We start from the raw sequence: 14,894 nt of genomic DNA on the forward strand, positions 1-14,894 counted from the left end.
GCTAAAAATGGCAGGGAACAGTATTGGTCAACTTTTTCGGGTAACCACCTGTGGTGAGTCGCACGGTGTCGGATTAATGGCGATTGTTGATGGTGTACCACCAGGTTTGGCACTGTGTGAAGATGATTTGCAAAAGGACTTAGACCGCCGTAAACCAGGAACCTCTAAATTTGCGACCCAGCGTAAAGAACCTGATCAGGTTGAAATTATTTCAGGTGTTTTTGAGGGTAAAACCACAGGTACACCGATTGGCCTGTTGATTCGCAATACAGACCAGAAATCTAAAGACTACGGCAATATCGCTCAGACATTCCGCCCTGGACATGCTGATTACACCTATACACAAAAATATGGCTTCCGTGACTATCGTGGTGGTGGCCGTTCAAGTGCGCGAGAAACGGCAATGCGAGTTGCCGCTGGTGCAATTGCCAAGAAATATCTTGCTGAAAAATTTGGTATTGATATTCGTGGCCATGTCACACAAATTGGTAATGAAGTTGCTGAGAAGCTGGATTGGTCGGAAGTACCGAACAACCCATTTTTTTGTGGTGATGTTGATGCCGTGCCACGCTTTGAGAAGCTTGTATCCTCATTGCGTGAACAGGGAACCAGCTGTGGTGCAAAACTGGAAATTCTTGCTGAAAAAGTTCCAGTGGGTTGGGGTGAGCCTGTTTTTGATCGTCTGGATGCTGATATTGCCCATGCCATGATGAGCATTAATGCAGTTAAAGGTGTCGAAATCGGTGATGGCTTTGCTGTTGCAGGGCAGTTTGGTCACGAAACCCGTGATGAACTGACCACAGATGGTTTCCTCGCCAATCATGCTGGCGGCATTTTAGGTGGAATTTCAAGTGGTCAAACCATTCGTGTTGCGATTGCCTTAAAACCAACTGCAAGTATTACCACGTCTGGTAAAACCATTACCATTGAGCGGGAAAACACGGATGTGTTAACCAAAGGTCGTCATGACCCATGTGTGGGTGTGCGGGCTACACCAATTGCAGAAGCGATGCTGGCGATTGTGTTGATGGACCATTTCCTACGCCATCGTGCACAAAATGCCGATGTGATTCCACCATTTAAGCCAATTGAACCTTAATTTAATATAAGCTTATAATTAAGCCACACATAGAATGAATAATATGTGTGGCTTTAATAGTATTTTAAATATATCTTTAAAACCTTTTTAAGTATTATTAAATTCAACAACAAAATTATAGTGCTTCAGAAATAACATTATCTGAAGTAGAAATATGATATTGATTTCTACCATTACTTTTGGCTACATATAATGCGTGGTCAGCCTGAGAAATAAATTCTGAAAGGCTGTCATTTAAATGAGGAGTGACAGTTGCAACACCCACACTAATCGTAACATGCTTGGAAACATGACTTCTTGGATGAATAATTCCTATATTGCGAACCAGCTCCATTAACCGTTGTACCTGTATCACAGCCTGATCCTTATCTGTCATGGAAAATAACAATAGAAACTCCTCACCACCATAACGGGCAGCGAGATCGCCACTACGAGAGGCAATTGAACCCAATAAAATGGCAATCCGCCTTAAACACTGATCTCCCTGAATATGCCCCAAGGTATCGTTGTATAGTTTAAAGAAATCAATATCAATCATCATGATCGTAATAGGCATTTCATGGCGAATAGCTCGTTTCCATTCATTTTCAAGAACCTCATCCAGATAACGGCGGTTGGCCAAACCAGTTAAGGCATCCTGCTGGGACAGAATCGAAAGCTGCTGCGCCTGACGCATGAGCTCCAGCCGATTAAGTTCGATCATGCAATTCTGTAAATAGTTTTCCCGATGTTGCCTGTCTGTGGCATATGCCAATGCCATACCCAAAAAGCTGCTAAAAGTATAGGTGCGGTTTAAAAAAGTCCAATCAATATCACCACTTAGCCATGTACTGGCGATCACACCCACAAGCCCACCACACCATCCAGCAAGAATGGCTGTGTAGAAACGCATTCCTACGAAACCATAGATAATCACGACTGCATACATCATGGCAGCATGAAATAGCACATTATGCTGGCCTTGTTCCAATACGTTGATCAAGGTGAATGTAATTGCAACAGCGCCCATTGATCCCAGACAAACATAATGGTCAAACCATTTATTCATGATGGGAACAAAGGCTAGTAGCCAGGCGAGTAAAATGATAATACCGACCCAACCGTAATATGCGACCCATTCAAGACGCAAAACAGGGGGTAATACCTGATAGATACCGAAACTAAGAAATAAATATAAACCTAGAATGATGGGCGCACGATAACGAAACTCATGGGCAGCCTCATTTCTGTACTGATCTCGATAGATCACTTCTAATTCTTTAGGAAACCAAACTAAATTTAGCCCGCGAGAAATTAGTAAGTCGATTTGTTCTTGTCCCAATAGATTGGAAGCTTTCAACTTCATCTTATCTCTCACCACTCCCAAATATTGTTATAAATGTCAAATAGGGATTATTTTTTTACTACGTTACACTGATTTAAACAAAATGTGTATCATATTATAAAAAATTATTAATTTTTTAACTCAATCATGTTTTATTATTCAGAATTTATCATATTTCCAACTTTCATCAGAAGTTCTAATAATGAACTAATATAATGTTTCAATTTAATAAAATCTTAAAGAAATAAAAAATGTTACAAATTAAACAGTAATGATTGTATATTTACTGTATTAGGATACAATTTAGACAAAAGCAACAATCATGGAATGTGATTGAATCAAGTCATACGAAATAGGATGCATCGCAATGACTGCTATGAATCAATATGCAACAAAACTAGAAATTACCCCTCATAATGAATGGGCTCAACGGTTCTGGGATGAACTTTTACCTGCAAAAGAAAGAGTGAGTAAACATCCTTTATTTTTAGACATGGCGAGTGGTTCATTAAGCCTTGAATGTTTTCGTTCAGCATTACTTAACTTTTACCCTTTAGTGGCTCATTTTCCTTCCTATATGGCAGGAGCATTGGCCAAGGCAACTTCTTTCTCATTGGATGGTGTAACTGAAACCAGGGATTGGCTTATTCAAAATATTAAGGTTGAAGAACGCCATTTAAACTGGTATCAGGATTGGGCAATGGGGTTTGGCCTCACACTGGAAATGCTGAATGAAGTAAGACCACCTGCCGCCATGAATGCAGTCAATCATTTTCTCTGGACAACCAATTATCGAGGGAGTCTGGCCGAAAGCATTGCCGCAACAAATCTGGCAATTGAGTGGGCAACAGGGGACTGGACTATACAGGTTTATAAAGGAATTCAAACCTACACCCAACATCCAGAAGTCAATATTAATAAACGATCACTTGCCTGGTTAAGAGCACATGCACATTATGATGATCTACATCCTTATGAAGCTATGGAACTGATCAAGCGACTCTGTGACAAAGACCCAGTTTTGCAGAGAAAGGCTTTTTTAGCCGCCAAAGAAGGATTGGCCTATTATGAACTTGCTCTTGATGAGTGCTATAAGTTGCAGCATAAAAATTAAAATCCATAAAACAGCTATTTAGTTAATACCAAATAGCTGTCTGGTTTTTATATTTTGATCAATTTAATGGTTGCATTTTTTCATCAAAGTTTTCTAGAACAGGAAATTTTAAAGGTTGTATTTCATCAAGATGCTTCAGATATTTTTCAAAATCCACAAGAATATCTTGTCGATCTTTCTGGCTGATATAGGGTACATGGTAGGCAATAAAAGGTGGTAATACCTCAAAACCTGCATAGGCCAGCGTTCCGCGTTGAATTGGAGATAAATACTGTTCAATCGGTCCATGAATGGAATTTTCACCAAACATATAATCACGACCACCCAATGTAAAACACAGCATTGCCTTTTTACCAGCCATGCCGCCATGATTATAAAAACGCTTTCCACCATAGAAAAGTCCAGAGACAAACACACGGTCAATCCAGCCTTTCAATATTGCAGGAACAGAAGTCCAGTATAATGGAAATGTGAAGATCACCAGATCAGCTCGTTTCACTTTTTCAATTTCGATTTCAATGTCCGCAGCTAAATGATTCTGTTTTAAAGCGTTACGCTGCTCAAGTGCGTAATTAAAATATTCAGGTTGATTCAATTCAGTAAAATCATCCTGTGAGGCTACAGGATTAAATTTCATCGCATAAAGATCAGAAATTTCAACCTGATGTCCTTGCTGCTCAAAGCTATGTTGTGCTGTGCTTTTTAATGCTGTAGTAAAAGATTGTGCTTCTGGATGTGCATGAACAATCAGAATATTCATAAATTAATAACCTGTAACATAATAAATTTCTCAGATAACTTACTATGCAGGAAATGGTAAACATGGCATAGTTCATGAACCGCCAGTCTTTACCATTTTACGCCAATATGATGGATTTCCAAGAAACCACGATGAGTCCTGAACTACCAGGTACCTATGTTAATCTTTTGGTGCAAACGTTGCAGCAATGGAGTGTTTCGGCAGAACAATTATTGGCTGGAACAGGTATTTCCACTCATCATTTAGAAGCGCCATTTTGGTATATAGATTTCAGTATTTTTAATTACTTATTGGAAAAGGCGATTTTACTGACGAATCAGCCAGCGATTAGTTTATATTTATCCCAAGAGATGAAAGTCTCATGTTATGGACATATTGGTGTTGCCGCGAAAGCTGCGGAGAACTTAGGGCAGGCAATAAAAATATTAGAACAATATATTGGTCTACATTGTCTGGTTTTTAAACCTAAATTAAACATAATTAGCGATAAGGCATATTTATATTTTGATCAGCCTTTACAGAAATTTAAATTTAATAATCATGGAGTTATGTTTCTGGTGTTAGGTTTTTCCAATATCTTAAAAGATTTGGCCAAAACTGATCTTAATATTGATATAGAGTTTAAACAGCCAGCACCGACTTTTTATGAAAATAATCATTTACTAAACTGTAGTTTTAATAAAAGCCATGATTGCCTGATTTTTGATAGAAAGCTACTAGATTTTCCTTTAGAAACAGCAGATTTAATGATTCTGCGGCTCATTCAGGAGCAGTGTAAACGAGACATTGAAAAACTTTCTTTAAAACAGGGAAAAATAAATTCTATTTATTCACAGGTTAAACAATTGGCATGTAATGAAGAGAATATTGGTTCTTTAACATTAAAACAGGTAGCGCAAAAACTACATATATCAGAAAGGACATTGCAGCGCCAGCTCACTAATGAGCAAACATCTTTTCAAAACATCATTGGCGAAATTCGCAGGCAGCAAGCAGAAAATCTTTTAAGAGAAAATCAGTTATCAATTAAAGAAATTTCCGAACGTTTAGGTTATGCAGACATTTCACATTTTTCACGCGCTTTTAAAAAATGGACAAGTGTTACACCAAAATTTTATAGAGAAGCATCTTTGAAATAGTTTGGGGTAGAAATCAGATAAATTCATGTGAAATAGAAAATTATTTATATAAGAATTTAAAATTTTATGTTTTAAAAATTATTTGAATATCAATTTTTTAAAATTTATTATTTAACATAATCGAACATTATGCGACTTCGGGGCTGGCTATAAATTACATATATATACAAGTATCTTGTTCTTTCCGTTGGTTGTTTTTTTGAATAATTGCTGGGCTTCTTGGCTCATTATTTCTTCTTCACATTTTATGCTCGCTGCTTTTTCTTCTTCCGTGTCCACATTCTTTTTCTCTTTACTTTTTACTGCTGAGATTGCTTTTCCAGATTTTTCACTATATGTCACATAGTATTTTATATATTTTTCTTCGATCGCTAGAGCATAGGTGCTTGTTATTATAAATAGAGTAATTATTAGGTATTTCATTAATTTAGCTCTTTATTTTTTTGTTGAATAATGATTGCTTTAATTACGTTTTTTGCATATTCGCGACTTTCGCCTTGTAGGCGACTTAATTCTCTAAACAGTATTTTTAAATCCCCATCTGTTCCAATTTCTTCATCATCAAATAGAACTGTGTCAGCACTAACCCCAAGTGCAATAGCTATTTTCTTGATATTTGAGGCTCTTGGGTCGCCCTCATCATTCATTATGCTGTGAACTGTTCTCTTGGGTAAGTTCGCTTGTTTTGCTAGATCGCTTCCATTTATTCCTAGATCAATACAAATTTTCTTAATATTTTCACCTATGGACATGGCAGTTTTCCGCTAACAAAGCAATTAATTACGCACTTTAACGCTTTTTATCACTCAGTAATGAATGATTTTGTTGACTTGAGCGGAGTATTGAATCATCATGCGGATTACCGCTATTTATGTTCAATTTAGTGAACTTTGCTATGAATATAATTTATAAAGACCGACAAGAATTCATACAGGCTGCTTTCAATGAGGTGGCCAGAATCGTTTCAGAACACGGTAACGCCTGTGTTGAGGCATGTGTCCTAGCAATACCTACAGAAAGATGTTTAGAGCAGTTGGCTGTTGTGGCCTCTGACTGGTCGTATGACTATTCTAAAATTGACGCTTATTTAGATACTTACAAGAAATTCAACTCTGAAATATCTGAGTTTTTAGAGGGTGAGTGCTAATGATTGTTAATGCCCACACTCAGAAACTAGTTGATTCACTGGAACAACGTATCTCTAAATTTGAGAGTAAAAAGCCAATTTCCCAAAAGGTTCTCCAGTCAGACTTGGCAAAGATGCGTATCTTCATCAAGTCATACCTTGAGTTAAACCTCATTAGTCAAGAACAACAAAAAACATGGTCAGATAGAGTGGATGCTGCTCAGGCTCGCTATGAAGAAAAACCAGTTCAAAAAACAACCAAAAACAAAGAAAACACAAAGGAAAGCCCTCAAAATTCAGATCGAGCAACCCCCATTTATAATATGCGGTTAAAGCTAGGGGATTCAGATCAGTAGGTCACACTCTGGTAGCAGACCTGATTTTGCATAATGTATATTATGTTACTTAAAGTACATTTGATTAAATTTAATTAGTTGGGATTCAAATAATTAGATTTAATCAAATGCGGTTCGCACAACTGGTAGAGCAAGTGGCGAACCGTTCATGGAATACTTTATTTAACATAATCGAACATTATGCGACTTCGGGGCTGGCTATAAATTACATATATATACAAGTATCTTGTTCTTTCCGTTGGTTGTTTTTTTGAATAATTGCTGGGCTTCTTGGCTCATTATTTCTTCTTCACATTTTATGCTCGCTGCTTTTTCTTCTTCCGTGTCCACATTCTTTTTCTCTTTACTTTTTACTGCTGAGATTGCTTTTCCAGATTTTTCACTATATGTCACATAGTATTTTATATATTTTTCTTCGATCGCTAGAGCATAGGTGCTTGTTATTATAAATAGAGTAATTATTAGGTATTTCATTAATTTAGCTCTTTATTTTTTTGTTGAATAATGATTGCTTTAATTACGTTTTTTGCATATTCGCGACTTTCGCCTTGTAGGCGACTTAATTCTCTAAACAGTATTTTTAAATCCCCATCTGTTCCAATTTCTTCATCATCAAATAGAACTGTGTCAGCACTAACCCCAAGTGCAATAGCTATTTTCTTGATATTTGAGGCTCTTGGGTCGCCCTCATCATTCATTATGCTGTGAACTGTTCTCTTGGGTAAGTTCGCTTGTTTTGCTAGATCGCTTCCATTTATTCCTAGATCAATACAAATTTTCTTAATATTTTCACCTATGGACATGGCAGTTTTCCGCTAACAAAGCAATTAATTACGCACTTTAACGCTTTTTATCACTCAGTAATGAATGATTTTGTTGACTTGAGCGGAGTATTGAATCATCATGCGGATTACCGCTATTTATGTTCAATTTAGTGAACTTTGCTATGAATATAATTTATAAAGACCGACAAGAATTCATACAGGCTGCTTTCAATGAGGTGGCCAGAATCGTTTCAGAACACGGTAACGCCTGTGTTGAGGCATGTGTCCTAGCAATACCTACAGAAAGATGTTTAGAGCAGTTGGCTGTTGTGGCCTCTGACTGGTCGTATGACTATTCTAAAATTGACGCTTATTTAGATACTTACAAGAAATTCAACTCTGAAATATCTGAGTTTTTAGAGGGTGAGTGCTAATGATTGTTAATGCCCACACTCAGAAACTAGTTGATTCACTGGAACAACGTATCTCTAAATTTGAGAGTAAAAAGCCAATTTCCCAAAAGGTTCTCCAGTCAGACTTGGCAAAGATGCGTATCTTCATCAAGTCATACCTTGAGTTAAACCTCATTAGTCAAGAACAACAAAAAACATGGTCAGATAGAGTGGATGCTGCTCAGGCTCGCTATGAAGAAAAACCAGTTCAAAAAACAACCAAAAACAAAGAAAACACAAAGGAAAGCCCTCAAAATTCAGATCGAGCAACCCCCATTTATAATATGCGGTTAAAGCTAGGGGATTCAGATCAGTAGGTCACACTCTGGTAGCAGACCTGATTTTGCATAATGTATATTATGTTACTTAAAGTACATTTGATTAAATTTAATTAGTTGGGATTCAAATAATTAGATTTAATCAAATGCGGTTCGCACAACTGGTAGAGCAAGTGGCGAACCGTTCATGGAATACTTTATTTAACATAATATACATTATACGAACCGATCTAATATTGATCAGTTCTAAGCATTTGATTTATAACAAATAATCATCAGACCAAAACCAATCACATGCTGTATATGACGCCCAGTAAGACTTGGTAAAGACAAATGATTGAAGTAAATATGGCTTATGAATCATGGCGCTTTCTTCGGCAACGGCTTAACGCTGAATACTGTCAATTGTGGACCAAACTTAGTCTGTGACTCTGTAAACTCAACTTCGACTTCCTGAGCATTCTCAGCGCATTGGTCAAGCACAGCTTTCATTTGCTCAACTGGCATGAGACCCTCACCAAAGTTCAGGCTATAACGGACTGGCGAAAACAACGTTGTGTTGTAATAAGCCTTGTCTTCCTTTTTATAGACAGAAGGTAAAATGTTGCGTTTGTTAAATGAAATTTGCATTGTAAAAACCTCTCTTTAGGCAACTAGATATAAACCCTGTTTTTTAGGGCTGTATGGTGAAACTGGTTGAACGTAATCAGATGGCAATTGATCGGCCATTTTTAATTCGAATAAGCGTACAAACGGGATAACCTTGCCGTTTGGATTCTTAGCAAGGTTCTGTAAGTGACCCATTGATATTTCGCAGGCTTCTAAATGCGCTAATGCTTTATAAAAGGCAGATTCGTTATAAAGTTTTTTAGTAGCGACCAATCCGATCTGACGTATCAATGAGTAGAATTTCATTGCGTTGTTTGCTCTGGTAAAGCTTGGCTTTCCAGTTTTGATGTTATAAGTCACTAACCTTGACTTAAATAATTCGAGAATTTCTGCATCATTTGAAAAGTTCATATATTTACCCTTCATTCGATCTAGTATCGGGTCAAACGCTACGTGCCAGAGTCGTAGCAATAATTCTGGCTGTTGTTGTTGCAGCTTGATTAGCTGAAATAAATTCGTTGGAATGCCATTCTTGGACATATAGGTTTTAGTTATCCGTGCTTCGAGACGGACAACAGCATTGGCGAATGGAAGAACATCATGCATCGCACAGACTAAGGCTTTCGAGCGTTGGCACCCCTTGTCTGCTTTCTTCTGGATCTTATGTAACTGGGCTTTTACTTCTTCAAATTTGCCATAAGCCTTTGGACGAATAGATGCGCCATCATTACCCCATGAGATGAAATTCTCATACTTAACCTGTCGAGCCTTACGATGACCAGCAGCCAAATTAGCCATGTAATCTAAAGTTGGTTGAACCATTGATTGGTGTGGTAAACGGACTAGATATGTCGTATCGACACAAAGAACTTCTGTATTAGCAAAGTCTAAAATTGGAAGTAACTGAGGAAATGCCTCCATCAACATGCCGAGCATGTGGTCAGATGCTAATTGAAGACATTCAAAGCCATAGACGTTATGGCCTTGCAATAATTTCAAAGGTGAACCTTTAATTTCAACATATGGCGGTGTGTTCATCGTATTTGTAAAGAACTTCATGGCCATATCGGTGTAATCGCTTGGGAGCGATTCGTAAGGGTGATACAACTCCCCTGTTATTGTCGTTCCATCGTCCAGTTTACTGACATGGCGAGTTGCAGCAGGTACACCATAATCGCGAATATCACCATTGAACCAATGATGATTATCAAGGCTACGAACGTGCGTAGGTATGATCGGGATCGCGTAGCGTACAAAATCGAGCATTAGACAGGTACTACTACTGCACCACAATGCGGACAACCAAAAACAGAATGTCCAATACGAATTACCAGCTCAACAAGTTCAGACTTATCTAATTGTGAATTACATTCAATGCAAAAATATGGATCAGGAATCTGATTTAAAGCTTGTTCTTTATTCATGATGCACCTCAATGTTGTGATGTTGTCACAAGCAACATAATGAGGCATTTGTACCATAGTTGCACGCAACAATGCAACACTGTCACAATGATAAAATAAGCAATATTTGACTGAGTTTAGAAGAATGTCTAAGACCTATCGTGTAAAAACGCCATATGTAACAATGATACAAAAGTCACATATTGACTTTATTGTTCAAACTAGATTACCGATTGATGAAGCAGACATAGTTAATGCGCTAATAGACAAATATTTAAAAGATTTAAAAGCAGAAGATGTAATTGAATGGCAGAAAAAATACACAGAAAAGTGAGTAAAAAATAATCAAAAACAAGGGTTATTGCGAAACTTTCTCATTATTCAATAAGCATTTGAATTAATTAAGTAAATAAGCAGATTTCTAAAAAAATTTTCCAGTCAGGCACACTATTAGACAGCAGTGTGCCCTCTCTCAAAAGTTCAAAGTGCGCGTGAGGTCGGGACGGACGCGGCAAGCGCTTCTCCCTACTCCCGCGCACTTTGAACTTCGATGTCGCATAATGTAGGTTGATGTTAAATTTCGTTCGAGTGCGCATGAAATAATCGCATCATTGACAAAAAAACCACTGGAAAATCCAGTGGTTTTATTTGTACCAATGACAACGAAAAGTAACATAACCTATTGATATTATGCGAAATCTCAGTCTAATAATGATCATCAAAATGCTGCTGAAAATCTGCAACAGGAATGAGGTGATTGCATAAGTGACAATAAGTATATTCAGTCGCTATTTTTGCCAAAACTTTAGAATTATTTGTTGAACCATAAGCCTGATATGTTTCCCAAATGTCTTCTAATTCATCTAAAGAAAATGTCATATTTTGCCAATCCATTTTTTTCACTCCAACGAACTATCAATAATTTAGATGCAACTTTAAGCCAGGATCTCGCAGCTGCAGCTAAATCGAGATTGGAAGAAAATGCCAATCAATAAGGGTAATTCTTATCAATATATTCCTGACATGACTTAGCTTCAGCAACAAAAACAGCAAGAACAGCAAACATCAAAACTGTCAGCACAATATTAAAAATCTTCATCATGATTAATAATCATCCATATCTTTTATATAAAGCCAGAGCAAAAAACCAGTTTTAAGAATAGCAAACACCAATACTGTTACACCTAAAATATCTTCTGTCATCAAAGCACCCAGTCAAGAATAAAACCACTGTTATCATTATGAAAAACCTGTTGATGTTTGATCAACTGGATATACATCAGTGTACGTCCGCAATAGCTGCATTGCACCCATTTCTTAGTCAGGTTCTGCAAGTAAAGTGGATTGATTGAATCAAGCCGATTCACAAAATACCGCTGTTTCATGAAATGTCCTTTTTATAACAGAAAGTGAGGTCGCTTCGCTCGGCTGTTACCGTGTAACGGCAAATGGGAGCATTGTATTCAGAGGGTCAAGGTTTGCGATTGCGTTGATTCTTAGCGCACAGACGTGCGTTTCATGCGAGTGTTGAGTTAGTGATTCTGTTGTTATCACTAACTTTTTTTTGTTAAAAAAGTTAGAGCACTCTCCGAGTGCTGACCGTGAATTCAATTTATTAGCCCCTGACGCTTGGCTTCCCGCATTTTCTCAATGTATTCAGCATCGTAGTTGTTCACATACTGCTGATTCTCTTGCTGTGCTTGAGCTGGCGGTTGCTGATATTGTTGTTGCTGTGGTTGCCTGAAAGCATTGAACGGACGATCACCCGACATATAACGTCTACAATCCTTTTGCGACATATCAAGCTTGGTGGCTTGTTGGGTGAAGCATGTACATTCATTTGCATAGATGATACAGCCAGAAATTACAGGCTTATCGAATACCTGATAGTCAAATTGTGAGTAATCAACTGCATAGGGCTGGTTCGGATTGTATTTGACTATCTGCACTTGGTTCTGTTGCTGGTTTTGCTGTTCAGTGGTCTTTGACTCTGGCGATCCATCAGACTTGGTAGCAAGTTTAGTCTTATCTACGGAATCTGTCGATTTTTCAGATTTCATGCCAGGAACAGAAATACCCTGATTAGTGGCATTGCGTACAGTAAAAAATGCGGCAATCAATCCAATAATCATTGTGATAATAACAAGAACAATACCCTGATGAACCCAAGAGCGTTTGTGATGCACCGCATCAGGCTTGATCGACTCATAGAAGCCGTAAAGATGCTTTGGATACTGAAAGACGTATTTCTTAAACGCAAACAACTTCTTTTTAGCTGTAATTGCTGTTTCAGCTTCAAGAAAATGATAGACCTTTGCAGCTTCAGAGGCTTTTTTCTCAAGATGCACATGCTCATTTACCAAGCCAAGTACATCGGGATTTAAAAACCGAGCACGCTGGGTTATTACCCAAAGTTCAATACCTCTTTTCCTGATCGTGGTTAAATCAAGAATCTGTTTGTCACGTTTTGAATTATGACGGCTGAATAACTCTTTATATTGCACCTCATCAAATACAACAAGGCTATTATGTACAGCATCACGCCAATCAAAATCTTCGGGTACTGAGATAATACCAGTGTGTTGAATACCCGTAATATCTGTATAAATAACTCGATCGGGTTGTTCATCCTTCAGCTTAAACAACTGGTCTACAGTCCAAAGAGACTTGCCAGAGCCGATACCACCCGTGATTAATCGTAAAGTACTCATTTTTTAAAGAATCTCAAGAATGTTGACTGTACAGTGACAGTGAAAACAATGGCGCCAATGATCATACCGAGTGCGATATGTAGACCAGCAATTGCAGCTAAACCGAGTATTCCTGAATTAACTCCACCACCCATTCCAAGAAAACCATTTAAATAAGCATTAAAGGCAGTTAATAAAAATGCGGATGAAGTTAATCCGAGTGCAGCACCAAGCAAAATGGTACGGACTGCATGTGTTAATAGAAACTCAGCAAGTATAACCAGTACACGAATCATCTTTTTAACCCCATTGCAATAATCAACATTGAGATAAAAGCACCCGCAAGCAATACGATAGGACGCATTTGCTGGGCTATATTGCACATCTCTGAATAATCACTGGGGATGTTTGTGGTCTGACCCTCAATCACAATTGAGTCCGTTTTTGGAGCGAATGGACAGGCAGCGACCCAGTTGACACGTTGTTCTGAGTCAGGCTGAAAATTCTGATCTTCTACAACTGAGCCACCGTTGTTATTAGGATTTTCTGGCTGTTCTTCTTTCTGTTCCTTGAACCAGTCGAAGAAGTCACGTACATCATCATAAAACTTCTTGTTCTGCTCTAAATCCTTTTCCTGATTGCCAACCACATTTGATGCAGCCTTATCCATAACTGCATAGAATTCCTGATCCTGCTCCATTTTTTTAGCAGCCAAATCAATATCATTGGTGATCTGGTCATTCATGAGTTGCTGATGTTCTATGTTGGCAACTTTCCAGTCTATGTACCATTCACAGACTATGTTTGCCCAATCGCAAAAAGCAGGTAGTCCTGGAAATTCATCAGTTGGATCAGTCGAACCATCATAGTTCCTCAAAAATTCACGAACATCTTCATAGAACTGAAGGTTGTTAATGTTGGCGTTTTCGATTCTATCGTTTGTTAAGTCTATTTTTTCTTTTATGTCGTCAAGATTCTCTTTTGAATCAAGAGCTAAACGTTTAATCTCTTCTCGATCTAGATTTGCTTTTTCTTCATTGGCTGCATAGTCATTAGACCATTCTTGCCACTCTTCATGCCACTGACACATGATTGAAGCCCATTCACAAAATGGGGGCCATTCAGAGTTCGGATCTGGATCGTCAGGCGGAGGAGTTATACAGCGACCATTTACCTTTTTTTGACCAGCGGGACATGAGTCATCTGGAGCAAAACACTGACCGTTTTTATCAAGAGACTGACCAGCAGGACATTTTTTCTCTACACATTTACCATTTACAAGCGTTTGACCGACTGGACATTTTTTCGGCTGACATTTTCCATTTACTGCTTCATAACCCGCAGGGCACTTGTCTTTGCAGTTCGGATCATAATCATCAGAAACAACACGAAATACTGTATAAGTCTCTGTTAAATTTGGATAATTTTTAGACTGAATAGTGTAACTAAAATTATCACCTACTTGAACAGTAGATTTTAGAATCCAAGGATATGAAAGCGGATGTGTAGTAGACCACGGCTGGGCAGAAAACCAGGCATCAAAAGCAGCAGATGGTGTAGCAGCAGTAAATCCACCAATACTATAAACATACTGTGGTTCACATTTATCTGGTTCATCCCATTCGCCAGAAGCACCAGCACCCGAAAACCCAGCAGCAAAAGATTGATTAATTGAAGAAATGATAAGAAATAGAATAGAAACAATGAATATATAGACGTATTTCATATAAAACCGCCTATGGTGCAATGATGATGAGATAGCCGATCAGGGCGACAATTA

The 14,894-nt window shown here is 38.0% G+C and carries 22 protein-coding genes; 8 read left to right on the forward strand and 14 right to left on the reverse strand.

Annotated features, from left to right (window positions below; genetic code table 11):
• Window positions 1-7: 7 nt before the first annotated feature.
• Window positions 8-1,099 (forward strand): chorismate synthase, encoded by a 1,092-nt coding sequence (gene aroC, locus QTA56_RS02640; protein WP_267979410.1) that lies wholly within the window; start codon window positions 8-10, stop codon window positions 1,097-1,099.
• A 115-nt stretch (window positions 1,100-1,214) separates the two neighbouring features.
• On the opposite strand, the gene QTA56_RS02645 is transcribed toward aroC, so the two are convergent.
• Window positions 1,215-2,444 (reverse strand): GGDEF domain-containing protein, encoded by a 1,230-nt coding sequence (locus tag QTA56_RS02645; protein ID WP_267979411.1) that lies wholly within the window; start codon window positions 2,442-2,444, stop codon window positions 1,215-1,217.
• A gap of 346 nt (window positions 2,445-2,790) precedes the next feature.
• Here QTA56_RS02645 and QTA56_RS02650 point away from each other — a divergent pair, with 346 nt between their 5' ends.
• A complete protein-coding gene (locus QTA56_RS02650; RefSeq protein ID WP_267979412.1) occupies window positions 2,791-3,537 on the forward strand; it encodes an iron-containing redox enzyme family protein in 747 nt (248 codons plus the stop codon).
• A 58-nt stretch (window positions 3,538-3,595) separates the two neighbouring features.
• On the opposite strand, the gene QTA56_RS02655 is transcribed toward QTA56_RS02650, so the two are convergent.
• A complete protein-coding gene (locus QTA56_RS02655; RefSeq protein ID WP_267979413.1) occupies window positions 3,596-4,297 on the reverse strand; it encodes an NAD(P)H-dependent oxidoreductase in 702 nt (233 codons plus the stop codon).
• A gap of 131 nt (window positions 4,298-4,428) precedes the next feature.
• Between QTA56_RS02655 and QTA56_RS02660 the strand changes: the two genes are divergently transcribed.
• On the forward strand, window positions 4,429-5,436 hold the full coding sequence (locus tag QTA56_RS02660) for an AraC family transcriptional regulator (RefSeq protein ID WP_267980025.1): 1,008 nt from the start codon (window positions 4,429-4,431) through the stop codon (window positions 5,434-5,436).
• A gap of 147 nt (window positions 5,437-5,583) precedes the next feature.
• Here QTA56_RS02660 and QTA56_RS02665 read toward each other — a convergent pair whose 3' ends face one another.
• Both QTA56_RS02665 and QTA56_RS02670 read right to left on the reverse strand, forming a co-directional pair.
• Window positions 5,584-5,859, reverse strand: a complete 276-nt coding sequence (locus tag QTA56_RS02665) for a hypothetical protein (protein ID WP_267979414.1) — start codon at window positions 5,857-5,859, stop codon at window positions 5,584-5,586.
• Window positions 5,859-6,188: a helix-turn-helix domain-containing protein gene (locus QTA56_RS02670; RefSeq protein WP_267979415.1), complete on the reverse strand. Its 330-nt coding sequence runs from the start codon at window positions 6,186-6,188 to the stop codon at window positions 5,859-5,861. The genes QTA56_RS02665 and QTA56_RS02670 overlap by 1 nt, the downstream gene beginning before the upstream one ends.
• 143 nt (window positions 6,189-6,331) lie before the next feature.
• On the opposite strand from QTA56_RS02670, the gene QTA56_RS02675 reads away from it, so the two are divergent.
• Both QTA56_RS02675 and QTA56_RS02680 read left to right on the forward strand, forming a co-directional pair.
• Entirely contained in the window at window positions 6,332-6,583 is a 252-nt protein-coding gene (locus QTA56_RS02675; RefSeq protein WP_267979416.1) for a hypothetical protein, read from the forward strand.
• Complete coding sequence (locus QTA56_RS02680) at window positions 6,583-6,918, forward strand: hypothetical protein (protein WP_267979417.1); 336 nt, start codon at window positions 6,583-6,585, stop codon at window positions 6,916-6,918. The genes QTA56_RS02675 and QTA56_RS02680 overlap by 1 nt, the downstream gene beginning before the upstream one ends.
• Window positions 6,919-7,116: 198 nt before the next feature.
• On the opposite strand, the gene QTA56_RS02685 is transcribed toward QTA56_RS02680, so the two are convergent.
• Both QTA56_RS02685 and QTA56_RS02690 read right to left on the reverse strand, forming a co-directional pair.
• Window positions 7,117-7,392, reverse strand: a complete 276-nt coding sequence (locus tag QTA56_RS02685; protein ID WP_267979414.1) for a hypothetical protein — start codon at window positions 7,390-7,392, stop codon at window positions 7,117-7,119.
• Window positions 7,392-7,721 carry a helix-turn-helix domain-containing protein gene (locus QTA56_RS02690; protein WP_267979415.1) on the reverse strand — a complete coding sequence of 110 codons (330 nt, stop codon included), beginning with the start codon at window positions 7,719-7,721 and terminating at the stop codon, window positions 7,392-7,394. The genes QTA56_RS02685 and QTA56_RS02690 overlap by 1 nt, the downstream gene beginning before the upstream one ends.
• Window positions 7,722-7,864: 143 nt before the next feature.
• On the opposite strand from QTA56_RS02690, the gene QTA56_RS02695 reads away from it, so the two are divergent.
• A complete protein-coding gene (locus QTA56_RS02695; RefSeq protein WP_267979416.1) occupies window positions 7,865-8,116 on the forward strand; it encodes a hypothetical protein in 252 nt (83 codons plus the stop codon).
• A complete protein-coding gene (locus QTA56_RS02700) occupies window positions 8,116-8,451 on the forward strand; it encodes a hypothetical protein (RefSeq protein ID WP_267979417.1) in 336 nt (111 codons plus the stop codon). The genes QTA56_RS02695 and QTA56_RS02700 overlap by 1 nt, the downstream gene beginning before the upstream one ends.
• 321 nt (window positions 8,452-8,772) lie before the next feature.
• Here QTA56_RS02700 and QTA56_RS02705 read toward each other — a convergent pair whose 3' ends face one another.
• From QTA56_RS02705 to QTA56_RS02715, 3 genes are read right to left on the reverse strand one after another with little or no spacing between them, the layout of a single operon-like run.
• On the reverse strand, window positions 8,773-9,042 hold the full coding sequence (locus QTA56_RS02705) for a hypothetical protein (protein ID WP_267979418.1): 270 nt from the start codon (window positions 9,040-9,042) through the stop codon (window positions 8,773-8,775).
• 15 nt (window positions 9,043-9,057) lie between these two features.
• Window positions 9,058-10,287 carry a phage/plasmid replication protein, II/X family gene (locus QTA56_RS02710; protein WP_267979419.1) on the reverse strand — a complete coding sequence of 410 codons (1,230 nt, stop codon included), beginning with the start codon at window positions 10,285-10,287 and terminating at the stop codon, window positions 9,058-9,060.
• The gene (locus tag QTA56_RS02715) at window positions 10,287-10,445 is read right to left on the reverse strand and encodes a hypothetical protein (protein WP_267979420.1); all 159 of its coding nucleotides are present in this window, start codon (window positions 10,443-10,445) and stop codon (window positions 10,287-10,289) included. Before QTA56_RS02715 ends, QTA56_RS02710 begins: the two co-directional genes overlap by 1 nt.
• Before the next feature lie 124 nt (window positions 10,446-10,569).
• Here QTA56_RS02715 and QTA56_RS02720 point away from each other — a divergent pair, with 124 nt between their 5' ends.
• On the forward strand, window positions 10,570-10,758 hold the full coding sequence (locus QTA56_RS02720) for a hypothetical protein (RefSeq protein WP_208728167.1): 189 nt from the start codon (window positions 10,570-10,572) through the stop codon (window positions 10,756-10,758).
• 371 nt (window positions 10,759-11,129) lie between these two features.
• Here QTA56_RS02720 and QTA56_RS02725 read toward each other — a convergent pair whose 3' ends face one another.
• The 5 genes from QTA56_RS02725 to QTA56_RS02745 all read right to left on the reverse strand — a co-directional run bounded on the left by QTA56_RS02725 (window position 11,130) and on the right by QTA56_RS02745 (window position 14,840).
• Entirely contained in the window at window positions 11,130-11,318 is a 189-nt protein-coding gene (locus tag QTA56_RS02725; RefSeq protein ID WP_267979421.1) for a hypothetical protein, read from the reverse strand.
• A 308-nt stretch (window positions 11,319-11,626) separates the two neighbouring features.
• Window positions 11,627-11,809 carry a hypothetical protein gene (locus QTA56_RS02730; protein WP_267979422.1) on the reverse strand — a complete coding sequence of 61 codons (183 nt, stop codon included), beginning with the start codon at window positions 11,807-11,809 and terminating at the stop codon, window positions 11,627-11,629.
• 222 nt (window positions 11,810-12,031) lie between these two features.
• Complete coding sequence (locus tag QTA56_RS02735; protein WP_267979423.1) at window positions 12,032-13,135, reverse strand: P-loop NTPase family protein; 1,104 nt, start codon at window positions 13,133-13,135, stop codon at window positions 12,032-12,034.
• Entirely contained in the window at window positions 13,132-13,410 is a 279-nt protein-coding gene (locus tag QTA56_RS02740) for a DUF2523 family protein (RefSeq protein WP_267979424.1), read from the reverse strand. The genes QTA56_RS02735 and QTA56_RS02740 overlap by 4 nt, the downstream gene beginning before the upstream one ends.
• The gene (locus tag QTA56_RS02745; protein WP_267979425.1) at window positions 13,407-14,840 is read right to left on the reverse strand and encodes an EB domain-containing protein; all 1,434 of its coding nucleotides are present in this window, start codon (window positions 14,838-14,840) and stop codon (window positions 13,407-13,409) included. The genes QTA56_RS02740 and QTA56_RS02745 overlap by 4 nt, the downstream gene beginning before the upstream one ends.
• Window positions 14,841-14,894 lie beyond the last annotated feature (54 nt).

Source organism: Acinetobacter thutiue (assembly GCF_030385805.1).
In the GTDB taxonomy this organism is placed as follows: domain Bacteria; phylum Pseudomonadota; class Gammaproteobacteria; order Pseudomonadales; family Moraxellaceae; genus Acinetobacter; species Acinetobacter corruptisaponis.

Excerpts from the sequence above, each read along its gene's own strand:
- QTA56_RS02665 (WP_267979414.1), bottom strand. The coding sequence starts at position 5,859 with ATGAAATACCTAATAATTACTCTATTTATAATAACAAGCACCTATGCT.
- QTA56_RS02675 (WP_267979416.1), top strand. The coding sequence starts at position 6,332 with ATGAATATAATTTATAAAGACCGACAAGAATTCATACAGGCTGCTTTC.
- aroC (WP_267979410.1), top strand. The coding sequence starts at position 8 with ATGGCAGGGAACAGTATTGGTCAACTTTTTCGGGTAACCACCTGTGGT.
- QTA56_RS02745 (WP_267979425.1), bottom strand. The coding sequence starts at position 14,840 with ATGAAATACGTCTATATATTCATTGTTTCTATTCTATTTCTTATCATT.
- QTA56_RS02680 (WP_267979417.1), top strand. The coding sequence starts at position 6,583 with ATGATTGTTAATGCCCACACTCAGAAACTAGTTGATTCACTGGAACAA.
- QTA56_RS02720 (WP_208728167.1), top strand. The coding sequence starts at position 10,570 with ATGTCTAAGACCTATCGTGTAAAAACGCCATATGTAACAATGATACAA.
- QTA56_RS02660 (WP_267980025.1), top strand. The coding sequence starts at position 4,429 with ATGAGTCCTGAACTACCAGGTACCTATGTTAATCTTTTGGTGCAAACG.
- QTA56_RS02645 (WP_267979411.1), bottom strand. The coding sequence starts at position 2,444 with ATGAAGTTGAAAGCTTCCAATCTATTGGGACAAGAACAAATCGACTTA.
- QTA56_RS02740 (WP_267979424.1), bottom strand. The coding sequence starts at position 13,410 with ATGATTCGTGTACTGGTTATACTTGCTGAGTTTCTATTAACACATGCA.
- QTA56_RS02655 (WP_267979413.1), bottom strand. The coding sequence starts at position 4,297 with ATGAATATTCTGATTGTTCATGCACATCCAGAAGCACAATCTTTTACT.
- QTA56_RS02685 (WP_267979414.1), bottom strand. The coding sequence starts at position 7,392 with ATGAAATACCTAATAATTACTCTATTTATAATAACAAGCACCTATGCT.
- QTA56_RS02730 (WP_267979422.1), bottom strand. The coding sequence starts at position 11,809 with ATGAAACAGCGGTATTTTGTGAATCGGCTTGATTCAATCAATCCACTT.
- QTA56_RS02715 (WP_267979420.1), bottom strand. The coding sequence starts at position 10,445 with ATGAATAAAGAACAAGCTTTAAATCAGATTCCTGATCCATATTTTTGC.
- QTA56_RS02725 (WP_267979421.1), bottom strand. The coding sequence starts at position 11,318 with ATGGATTGGCAAAATATGACATTTTCTTTAGATGAATTAGAAGACATT.
- QTA56_RS02705 (WP_267979418.1), bottom strand. The coding sequence starts at position 9,042 with ATGCAAATTTCATTTAACAAACGCAACATTTTACCTTCTGTCTATAAA.
- QTA56_RS02735 (WP_267979423.1), bottom strand. The coding sequence starts at position 13,135 with ATGAGTACTTTACGATTAATCACGGGTGGTATCGGCTCTGGCAAGTCT.
- QTA56_RS02690 (WP_267979415.1), bottom strand. The coding sequence starts at position 7,721 with ATGTCCATAGGTGAAAATATTAAGAAAATTTGTATTGATCTAGGAATA.
- QTA56_RS02710 (WP_267979419.1), bottom strand. The coding sequence starts at position 10,287 with ATGCTCGATTTTGTACGCTACGCGATCCCGATCATACCTACGCACGTT.
- QTA56_RS02695 (WP_267979416.1), top strand. The coding sequence starts at position 7,865 with ATGAATATAATTTATAAAGACCGACAAGAATTCATACAGGCTGCTTTC.
- QTA56_RS02670 (WP_267979415.1), bottom strand. The coding sequence starts at position 6,188 with ATGTCCATAGGTGAAAATATTAAGAAAATTTGTATTGATCTAGGAATA.
- QTA56_RS02700 (WP_267979417.1), top strand. The coding sequence starts at position 8,116 with ATGATTGTTAATGCCCACACTCAGAAACTAGTTGATTCACTGGAACAA.
- QTA56_RS02650 (WP_267979412.1), top strand. The coding sequence starts at position 2,791 with ATGACTGCTATGAATCAATATGCAACAAAACTAGAAATTACCCCTCAT.